We start from the raw sequence: 8828 nt of genomic DNA, 5'->3' as shown, positions 1-8828 counted from the left end.
TTCATGCCCCTCCGCTTTCCGCAATCTTGCTTGACAGCGCCGCCCCCATACCCGATAAGCGCCCGGTCCGGCGGAGGCATCCTGCTTTCCGCCGGATCTCAATTGCAATAACGCCCTTTGCTGGGCGCGCTGTCCGAGGCGGGGGGAACCCCAAAACACCGGAAACGGGGCCACACGACGCGAGTATGAAAAAGGAATGACCATGTTCGCGGTCCTCAAGACGGGCGGCAAGCAATACAAGGTGCAGGCGGGTGACGTGCTGCGCGTGGAATTGCTGAACGCTTCGGCTGGCGAAAAAGTCCAGTTCAACGAAATTCTGATGGTCGGTGGCGATGCCCCGGTGATCGGTGCGCCGCTGGTTGCCGGTGCTGCCGTGCAGGCCGACGTGATCGACACGATCAAGGCCGACAAGGTCATCACCTTCCACAAGCGCCGCCGCAAGCACAGCTCGCAGCGTACGCGTGGTCATCGCCAGCAACTGACGCTGCTGCGGATCACCGAAGTGCTTGCCTCGGGTGCCGAGAAATCGGGCGTCAAGGAAGCTATCGGCACCGCCGTAGCCCGCCGCGCCGCCCACGGTGCCGAGCCTGCCCCGGCCCCGGTCGCCGCCCCCGCCAAACCGAAGCGCGCTTCTAAAAAAGCCGCTGAAGCTCAGGAGTAATTCCCCATGGCACACAAGAAAGCAGGCGGTTCTTCGCGCAACGGTCGTGACTCGGCCGGTCGTCGCCTTGGCGTCAAGCTCTACGGCGGCCAAGTGGTCGCTCCCGGCAATATCATCGTGCGTCAGCGCGGCACCACCTGGTGGCCGGGCGCGGGCGTCGGTATGGGCCGCGATCACACGCTGTTCGCGCTGACCCCCGGTTTCGTTCAGTTCAAGAAGGGCCTCAAGGGCCGCACTTACATTTCGGTTATCGCTGCGGCAGCGGCGGCCGAGTAAGCCGAAACAAACCCGATAATTTGGGGGGGATCGGCCGAAAGGCCGGTCCCCCCGAGCATTTCGGGCACAAGAATATTACAATTGCGGGCTAGACGTTATTTCTGTCTCGCCCCACGTCGTATCAGTAGGGCAAAAGCGGCCCGCCGTGTGTTCGAGGAGGGAAATATGCTGCAAGAGTCCATCCAGACCCAGCCGATCATTGCTGCGGAGCGTTTCACATTGCGTCCGCTACGCCGTTCGGATGCAGGGCTTATTGCGCTTTATACCGCCGACAAACGGCTGGCGCTGGGCACGCGCACTATTCCACACCCCTTGCCTCCGGGTGCGACCGAGGCATTCATCGAACGTGCCTTGGCCGAAGGGCGCACGCAGGATGTCTGGGCGATGGATGGCACCGACCAAGGGCTTGACGAGGTGTTGGGGCTGATCGCGCTGACCCGTGTCGAAGAGGGTCAGTCCGAGGTCAGCTTCTGGGTGGCACCGGGGCTTTGGAATGCGGGCTTCGCCTCTGAGGCGCTGGCGGCGCTGCTGGCGGCCAACCCGCACCGCGCGCGCGCGCTTTTGGCCGAGGTGTTTCAGGACAATCCGGGTTCGGCGCGGGTGCTCAGCCATTGCGGCTTTGAGTATCTGGGCGATGCCGAGGCGTGGTCGGTATCGCGCGGCGCGCGGGTGCCGACTTGGACCTATGTCTGCAAGCTTGCCTGAGCACGGGGGATCATGCGCGCCAATCTGACCACCGCGCGCCTGCGATTGCGGCCTCTCAGCGCGGCGGATGAGGGGGTCTGGCTTGACACCTTCAACCGCCCCGAGGTTGCGCATTGGCTTTCGGCACCGCCGTATCCCTATACCGCTGCCGATTTTGCCGAGTTTCTGGCAACCGCATCGACCCGCGCGCTTTGGGTGATCGAAGATGAAAGCGGCGCCTGTGGCTCGGTCGCGCTGAACCCGGCGCTTGGCTATTGGCTGGCACCTCGCGCGCAAGGGCGGGGCTATATGCTTGAGGCGGCGCAAGCCGTGCTTGCAGATCACTTTGCCGATCCCGCGGCAAACGATGTTCGCTCTGGCTATTTTGAGGGTAATGCTGCTTCAGCGCGGGTGCTGACCCGGCTCGGGTTTGCTGAAACGGCCCGCACGCTTGAGCTTTGCAGGCCCTTGGGGCGCGAACGCCCCCATGTCGGCATGACGCTGACCCGCGAAGGCTATGCCGCGGCCAACCCGTTTCTGCTGACCACGCCGCAACTCGTGCTAGACCCGGTGACCGAGGCAGACGCCCCCGCGATCCGCCGCATCGTTACTGACCCGCGCGTGGGGCGGATGCTCTTTGTGTTTCCGCCCGATCTTTCCGAGGCGGGCGCGCGCGATCTGGCGTGTAACTGGCGCTGGTTGGGCACTCCGCCGTTTCGCCTTGCCTTGCGCGATGCGCCGGGCGGTGCACTGATCGGCGCGATCGGGCTTCGGGCGCTGAACGACCCCGAAATCTACTACTTCCTCGCACCCGAACGGCATGGGCAGGGGCTGATGCGCGAGGCGCTGGCGGCGTTCATACCTGCAATCGCCGCGCGCTTTTCGCTTGCGCGGCTGACCGCCAAAGTCTTTGCCGATAACCCTGCCTCGGCGCGGTTGCTGGTGGCGCAAGGCTTTCGCCCCAGCGGATCGGCATTGCAGACAAGCCCGGCGCGCGCCGCAGCCGCCCCGGCAATATCTTACGAACGCCCATGAAAGGCTGTTAATAAGGGCCGCAAGGCCCCCCAACGCGGCTGGTGCCGCGCTCTGGCCTTGAACAATGACCCTACACGCTCTATCGCCTCGGCTGTCCCGCTCAGAAAGTCTGCCCGATGAAATTTCTCGACCTTGCCAAAGTTCATATCCGCTCGGGATCGGGCGGAAAGGGCTGCGTGTCGTTCCGACGCGAGAAGTTCATCGAGTTTGGCGGCCCCGATGGCGGTGATGGCGGCAACGGCGGCTCGGTCTGGGCCGAGGCGGTCGAAGGGCTGAACACGCTGATCGACTTTCGCTATCAGCAGCATTTCTTCGCCAAGAACGGCCGCGCCGGGATGGGCGCGCAGATGACCGGCGCAAGCGGCGATGACATCGTGCTGCGTGTGCCTGCGGGCACCGAAATCCTCGACGAGGATGAGGAAACCGTGATCGCAGACCTGACGCGCCCCGGCCAGCGCGTGCTTTTGGCCAGCGGCGGCAACGGCGGCTTTGGCAACCTGCACTTCAAAAGCTCGACCAACCGCGCCCCCGCGCGCGCCAATCCGGGGCAAGAGGGGGTGGAGCGGGTGCTTTGGCTGCGGCTGAAGCTGATCGCCGACGCCGGGCTTTTGGGCTTGCCCAACGCGGGCAAATCCACCTTTCTGGCCGCCGTTTCAAACGCGCGCCCCAAGATTGCCGATTATCCCTTCACCACGCTTTATCCCAACCTTGGCGTGGTGGGCGTCGATGGCAAAGAGTTCGTGATGGCCGATATCCCGGGGCTGATCGAGGGCGCATCAGAAGGGCGCGGCCTTGGTGACCTTTTCCTTGGCCATGTCGAACGCTGTTCGGTGCTGTTGCACCTTGTCGATGGCACCTCATCGACCATCACCAAGGATTACCGCACCATTCTGCGCGAGTTGGAGGCCTATTCGCCCGCGCTTGCCGCCAAGCCCCGCATCACCGCGTTGAACAAGATCGACGCGCTGGATACCAAGACGCTTGGCACCCGCCGCCGCGCGCTGGAAAAGGCCGTGGGCGGGCCGGTATTGTTGATGTCCGGCGTCTCGAAGGCCGGGGTCACCGAGGTGCTGCGCGCGCTTTGGGCGCAGATCGTGGCGGGGCGCACTGTTACGACCGAGGATGCGCCGTGGCGGCCCTGACACCTGATATTGCAACCGCGCGGCGGTTGGTTGTGAAGATCGGCTCGGCGCTTTTGGTAGACAACGCCGGGCTAAGGACCGATTGGCTGGCGGCACTGGCGCATGATGTGGCTTTGGCGCGCGGGCGCGGGGCAGATGTGATCCTTGTCTCGTCGGGCGCGATTGCGCTTGGGCGGCGGGTGCTGGGCCTGCCCGCAGGCGTGTTGACGCTAGAGCAAAGTCAGGCAGCAGCCGCTGTGGGCCAGATCCGGCTTGCGCGCGCCTATGAAGAGGTGCTGGCACCGCATGAGGTAACCACCGCGCAGATTCTCGTGACGCTGGAAGATACCGAAAACCGTCGCCGCTATCTTAATTCGCGCGCCACGATGGAAACGCTGCTGGGCCTTGGCGTTGTGCCGATTGTCAACGAAAACGATACAGTCGCCACAGATGAAATCCGTTTTGGCGACAATGACAGGCTGGCCGCGCAAATCGCGATAACGATTGGTGCCGATCAGTTGGTGCTTTTGTCCGACGTGGACGGGTTCTATTCGGCCAACCCCAAGCAAGACCCGACCGCGCGCCGCTTTGATCTGGTCGAACATATCACACCAGAGATCGAGGCGATGGCGGGCGAGGCAATTTCGGGAAACTCGAAGGGCGGCATGAAAACCAAGCTGATGGCGGCCAAAACCGCTGTGGCGGGGGGCTGTGCCATGGCGATCATGGAAGGGTCGGTGACGCGCCCGCTTTCTGCGTTGGCTGCGGGGGCAAAATGCACCTGGTTCCTGCCAGAAGGCGACCCGCAGGCCGCGCGCAAACGCTGGATCGCGGCGATGAAGCCGCGCGGCGAGTTGCGGCTTGATGCAGGCGCGGTGGCGGCACTGCGGCTTGGCAAATCGCTGTTGCCCGCGGGCGTTGTGGCGGTTGCAGGCAGTTTTGGCCGCGGCGATCCAGTGGCGCTGCTTGGCCCCGATGGGGCCGCACTCGGCAAGGGGCTTTCGCGCTATACCTCGGCAGAGGCGCGCGCCATTCGCGGCCACAAATCGGGCGAGATTGCCTCGATCCTCGGCTACCCGGGGCGCGCAGCGCTCGTGCACCGCGACGATATGGTTATCTAATCGGTCTGGCCGCAGCCCGTGCCAAGACCCCGGCAGACCCTGCCGGGGTTTGCAGAAGGCCAACGAAACTAACCGAGCGTTACCAGCGCGTGGCGCTTGCGACCTGCGGTCAGCTTTAGCGGCGCGGCCAGATCGTCGGCGGTCAATATCCGCCCCGGATCGGCTGCCGCCTCGTCATTCACCCGCAGCCCGCCCTCGGCGATCAGGCGCTTTGCGTCCTTGCCCGATTTCGCAAGCCCCGCCCGTGTGACCAGTTGCGCAAGGCTGATTCCGTCGCCCAGATCGGCGGCGCTGAGCGCCAGCGTTGGCAGATCTTCGCCAACGCCACCGCGTTCGAACACCTCGCGCGCCGTGGCTTCGGCGGCCAGTGCGGCATCGCGCCCGTGCAACAGCGCGGTAACCTCATTGGCAAGAATGATCTTGGCCGCGTTGATGTCAGCGCCTTGCAATGCGCCAAGCCGGTCACATTCGGCCACATCAAGTTCGGTGAACAGCTTCAAGAAGCGCCCGACATCGGCATCGGTGGTATTGCGCCAGAACTGCCAGAACTCGTAGGGACTAAGAAGATCGGCGCTGAGCCAGACCGCGCCCGAGGCGCTTTTGCCCATTTTGCGCCCGTCCGAGGTGGTCAGCAGCGGCGAGGTCAGCCCCCATATCTCGCTGTCGAGTACGCGGCGCGTCAGGTCGATCCCGTTGACGATATTGCCCCACTGGTCCGAGCCGCCCATCTGCAAGCGGCAGCCATAGCGGCGGTACAGCTCCAGAAAATCATAGGCCTGCAAGATCATGTAGTTGAACTCAAGGAACGACAGCGACTGTTCGCGGTCGAGCCGGGTTTTCACCGACTCGAACGACAGCATCCGGTTGACGCTGAAATGCCGCCCGATATCGCGCAGGAAATCGAGGTAGTTCAGCTGATCCAGCCATTCTGCGTTGTTCAGCATGATCGCGTCAGTGGCACCCTCGCCGTAGCTGAGGTAGCGCGCGAATACGCGCTGCATACCGGCGATATTCGCGTCGATCTGCGCGGCCGTCAGCAGCGGGCGTTCTTCGGCCCGAAACGAGGGGTCGCCCACCTTGGTCGTGCCGCCGCCCATCAGCGTGATCGGCTTGTGCCCGGTCTTTTGCAGCCAGCGCAGCATCATGATGTTGAGCAGATGCCCCACATGCAAGCTGGCCGCGGTTGCGTCATAGCCGATGTAGGTGGGCACCACGCCCGCGATCAGCGCCTCGTCCAGCCCCTGATAATCGGTGCAGTCGGCCAGAAAGCCGCGTTCGAGCATCACTCGCAGAAATTCGGATTTGGCGTGGTAGGTCATGGTGCTTGTTCCCCGGTTCCTGCCTGCCCTATACCGGGGCAGGCGGGCGAGGAAAAGACCATGTTGCGGGCAGGAGTGGTGCGGGTGGCGGCAGCAGTGCCGGTGGCAGAGCCGCCGGGGCTGGCGGCGGCATTGATCGAAAGCGACGGGGCCGTGCTGCACTGCATCGGGCGCACGGGTTTTCGCGGCTGGACCGCCGCTGAACGCGCCCTGATCGACGATGGCGCATCGGATGGCGCAATCGAAGCGGTGGAAACCGCCGCAGCCGAATTGCTCAGCGCATTCCCCGAGGCCGAATTGTTAGGCTTCCGCGGGCCGCAGATTGCGGGCGAGGCGCTTGGTTCGGGCGCGGTGCTGGCCGCGGTTCTTGGCCGCCCCGTCGTTTGGGATTTTCGCAGCGCCGATCTGCGCCTTGGCGGGCGTGGCGGGCCGCTTTCACCTTATTTCCACCACGCGCTTGCGCGCTACCTTGGCTGCGGCACACCGCTTGCGGTTCTGACCTTGGGCGCGCGCGCGGCCCTCTCTTGGGTCGATCCGCTCGCATCCGGCCCCGAGGCGCCGGGGGCCGTGCTGGCCTTCGATGCCGGACCAGCCGCGCCAGACCCTGCGGGCGCGGGCGCGCCAAATGCAAAGGCCGTGGCGCGGATGCTGGCTGCGCCCTATTTCCTGCGTATGCCGCCCAAGGCGCTTGGTGTGGCCGAGGCCGAGGCGCTGGCCCAAGCACTGGGGCTGCGCGCCACACGCGCCACGCGTATCGAGGCTGCCGCTGCCGCCATCGCGCGTGGTTTCGAACATTTTTCGCACCCTCCCGCCCGGCTTTTGGTGGCAGGCGCGGGTCGCGGTAATGCGGCCTTGCTGGCCCGGCTTGCTGCACTTCTGCCTTGCAAGGTTGAAACCGTCGATGCGGCTGGCCTGCCGGGCGATGCGTTTGCCGCATGTGCCACGGCGCATCTTGCGATTCGCGCAGCGCGCGGCATGGCGACCTCGGGCCCCAGCACCACGGGCGTTGCGGCAGCCGTGGGCGGTGCCCTGATCGACCGCCCCTGACCCCCAACTGCTTCAGGTTCAAATATCCCCGCCGGAGGCGGCAACCCTTGCGCTTGCCTCCCCTGTCGATATGTTCCATGAAACAGTCGAAGTAGCGCCGTCGCGCGCCCGAAAAATGGCGGAATCATGTTAGATCAGAACGCAAAACCCAGCGAAGACATCTCGGTGCGCGAGGTGTTCGGGATTGACACCGAAATGAAGGTGCGCGGTTTTGCTGACCGTTCGGATCGTGTGCCCGACCTTGATATCACCTACAAGTTCGACCCGGATACCACTTTGGCGATTCTGGCGGGTTTTGCCTACAATCGCCGCGTGATGATTCAGGGCTATCACGGCACTGGAAAATCCACACATATCGAACAGGTTGCTGCGCGGCTGAACTGGCCCTGCGTGCGCGTCAACCTCGACAGCCACGTCTCGCGCATCGACCTGATCGGCAAGGATGCGATCAAGCTGGTCGATGGCAAGCAGGTGACGGTGTTCCACGAAGGCATCCTGCCCTGGGCGCTGCGCAACCCCACCGCGATCGTGTTTGACGAATATGATGCCGGGCGCGCCGATGTGATGTTCGTGATCCAGCGCGTGCTGGAGGCTGACGGCAAGCTCACGCTGCTGGATCAGAACGAGATCATCACGCCGAATCCCTATTTCCGGCTGTTCGCAACCTCGAACACCGTGGGTCTGGGCGATACCACCGGGCTTTACCACGGCACGCAGCAGATCAACCAAGGCCAGATGGACCGTTGGTCGCTGGTGGCGACGCTCAACTATCTCAGCCACGATGCAGAGGTGGCGATCGTGCTGTCGAAGAATCCGCATTACAACACCGACAAGGGCCGCAAGACGATCAGCCAGATGGTGCATGTGGCCGATCTGACCCGCACCGCCTTCATGAACGGCGATCTTTCCACCGTGATGAGCCCGCGCACGGTCATCACCTGGGCGCAAAACGCCGAGATTTTCCGCAACATCGGCTATGCTTTCCGTGTGACCTTCCTGAACAAATGCGACGAACTCGAGCGCAAGATGGTCGCTGAAATCTATCAGCGCCTGTTCGATGAAGAACTGCCGGAAAGTGCGGCCAGCCAAAGCATGAAATAATGCATATCGGGCTGATCGGTGGCATCGGCGCGGCAGCGACGGTGGTGTATTACCAAAGGCTTTGTGCGGCGATGGCGGCGCGGGGCAAGCGGTTGGAACTGACCATCGTGCAGGCCGATATTCACGAACTGATCGCCAACAACCTCGCTGATCGGCGCAGCGAGCAGGCACGCATCTATGCCGGGCTTATCGAGCGGTTGGCCGCTGCGGGGGCCGATTGCGCCGCGATCACCTCGCTTGGCGGGCATTTCTGTTTTTACGAAACGCGCGCGATTTCGGCACTGCCGCTGGTTTCTGCCGTGGCACCGCTTGATGCCTATTTCGCGGCCGAGGGGCTTGGCACTGTGGGGTTGCTTGGCACTCGCGTGGTGATGCGTACGCGGCTATATGGCCAGTTGCGCCAGACCCGCGCGGTGGCGCTTGACGATGAAATCGAAAATCTTGGGCAGATGTATCAAGAGGT

9 protein-coding genes and 1 pseudogene are annotated in these 8828 nt (G+C 63.8%); 9 read left to right on the top strand and 1 reads right to left on the bottom strand.

The genetic code is table 11. The annotated features are described in order from the left end of the window. Positions 1 to 202: 202 nt before the first annotated feature. From rplU to proB, 6 genes and pseudogenes are all read left to right on the top strand, one after another. A pseudogene (gene rplU, locus ABY403_RS09880) lies at positions 203 to 646 on the top strand (50S ribosomal protein L21); the annotation flags it as partial. Positions 647 to 667: 21 nt separating this feature from the next. Beyond that, positions 668 to 937 (top strand): 50S ribosomal protein L27, encoded by a 270-nt coding sequence (gene rpmA / locus ABY403_RS09875; RefSeq protein ID WP_372840628.1) that lies wholly within the window; start codon positions 668 to 670, stop codon positions 935 to 937. Positions 938 to 1102: 165 nt separating this feature from the next. After that, on the top strand, positions 1103 to 1642 hold the full coding sequence (locus ABY403_RS09870; RefSeq protein WP_372840627.1) for a GNAT family N-acetyltransferase: 540 nt from the start codon (positions 1103 to 1105) through the stop codon (positions 1640 to 1642). 12 nt (positions 1643 to 1654) lie between these two features. Beyond that, positions 1655 to 2656 (top strand): GNAT family N-acetyltransferase, encoded by a 1002-nt coding sequence (locus ABY403_RS09865; protein ID WP_372840626.1) that lies wholly within the window; start codon positions 1655 to 1657, stop codon positions 2654 to 2656. Positions 2657 to 2772: 116 nt separating this feature from the next. Then, entirely contained in the window at positions 2773 to 3798 is a 1026-nt protein-coding gene (obgE, locus tag ABY403_RS09860; protein WP_372840625.1) for a GTPase ObgE, read from the top strand. Continuing rightward, positions 3786 to 4898, top strand: a complete 1113-nt coding sequence (gene proB / locus ABY403_RS09855; protein WP_372840624.1) for a glutamate 5-kinase — start codon at positions 3786 to 3788, stop codon at positions 4896 to 4898. Before obgE ends, proB begins: the two co-directional genes overlap by 13 nt. A gap of 68 nt (positions 4899 to 4966) precedes the next feature. On the opposite strand, the gene tyrS is transcribed toward proB, so the two are convergent. After that, positions 4967 to 6217, bottom strand: a complete 1251-nt coding sequence (gene tyrS / locus ABY403_RS09850) for a tyrosine--tRNA ligase (protein WP_372840623.1) — start codon at positions 6215 to 6217, stop codon at positions 4967 to 4969. A gap of 60 nt (positions 6218 to 6277) precedes the next feature. Here tyrS and ABY403_RS09845 point away from each other — a divergent pair, with 60 nt between their 5' ends. From ABY403_RS09845 to ABY403_RS09835, 3 genes are all read left to right on the top strand, one after another. Further along, on the top strand, positions 6278 to 7264 hold the full coding sequence (locus ABY403_RS09845) for an anhydro-N-acetylmuramic acid kinase (RefSeq protein WP_372840622.1): 987 nt from the start codon (positions 6278 to 6280) through the stop codon (positions 7262 to 7264). A 126-nt stretch (positions 7265 to 7390) separates the two neighbouring features. Continuing rightward, entirely contained in the window at positions 7391 to 8365 is a 975-nt protein-coding gene (gene cobS / locus ABY403_RS09840) for a cobaltochelatase subunit CobS (RefSeq protein ID WP_372840621.1), read from the top strand. Beyond that, positions 8365 to 8828 (top strand): aspartate/glutamate racemase family protein (locus ABY403_RS09835; RefSeq protein WP_372840620.1); only part of this gene is annotated, 464 nt, incomplete at its 3' end. The genes cobS and ABY403_RS09835, both read left to right, overlap by 1 nt.

This window comes from Phaeovulum sp. (assembly GCF_041596715.1).
Taxonomy (GTDB): Bacteria; Pseudomonadota; Alphaproteobacteria; order Rhodobacterales; family Rhodobacteraceae; genus UBA6213.
The sequence above is the reverse complement of the archived record's forward strand: the minus strand, read 5'-3'. Positions and strand labels throughout refer to the sequence as shown.

Excerpts from the sequence above, each read along its gene's own strand:
- rpmA (WP_372840628.1), top strand. The coding sequence starts at position 668 with ATGGCACACAAGAAAGCAGGCGGTTCTTCGCGCAACGGTCGTGACTCG.
- ABY403_RS09870 (WP_372840627.1), top strand. The coding sequence starts at position 1,103 with ATGCTGCAAGAGTCCATCCAGACCCAGCCGATCATTGCTGCGGAGCGT.
- ABY403_RS09865 (WP_372840626.1), top strand. The coding sequence starts at position 1,655 with ATGCGCGCCAATCTGACCACCGCGCGCCTGCGATTGCGGCCTCTCAGC.
- obgE (WP_372840625.1), top strand. The coding sequence starts at position 2,773 with ATGAAATTTCTCGACCTTGCCAAAGTTCATATCCGCTCGGGATCGGGC.
- tyrS (WP_372840623.1), bottom strand. The coding sequence starts at position 6,217 with ATGACCTACCACGCCAAATCCGAATTTCTGCGAGTGATGCTCGAACGC.
- ABY403_RS09845 (WP_372840622.1), top strand. The coding sequence starts at position 6,278 with ATGTTGCGGGCAGGAGTGGTGCGGGTGGCGGCAGCAGTGCCGGTGGCA.
- cobS (WP_372840621.1), top strand. The coding sequence starts at position 7,391 with ATGTTAGATCAGAACGCAAAACCCAGCGAAGACATCTCGGTGCGCGAG.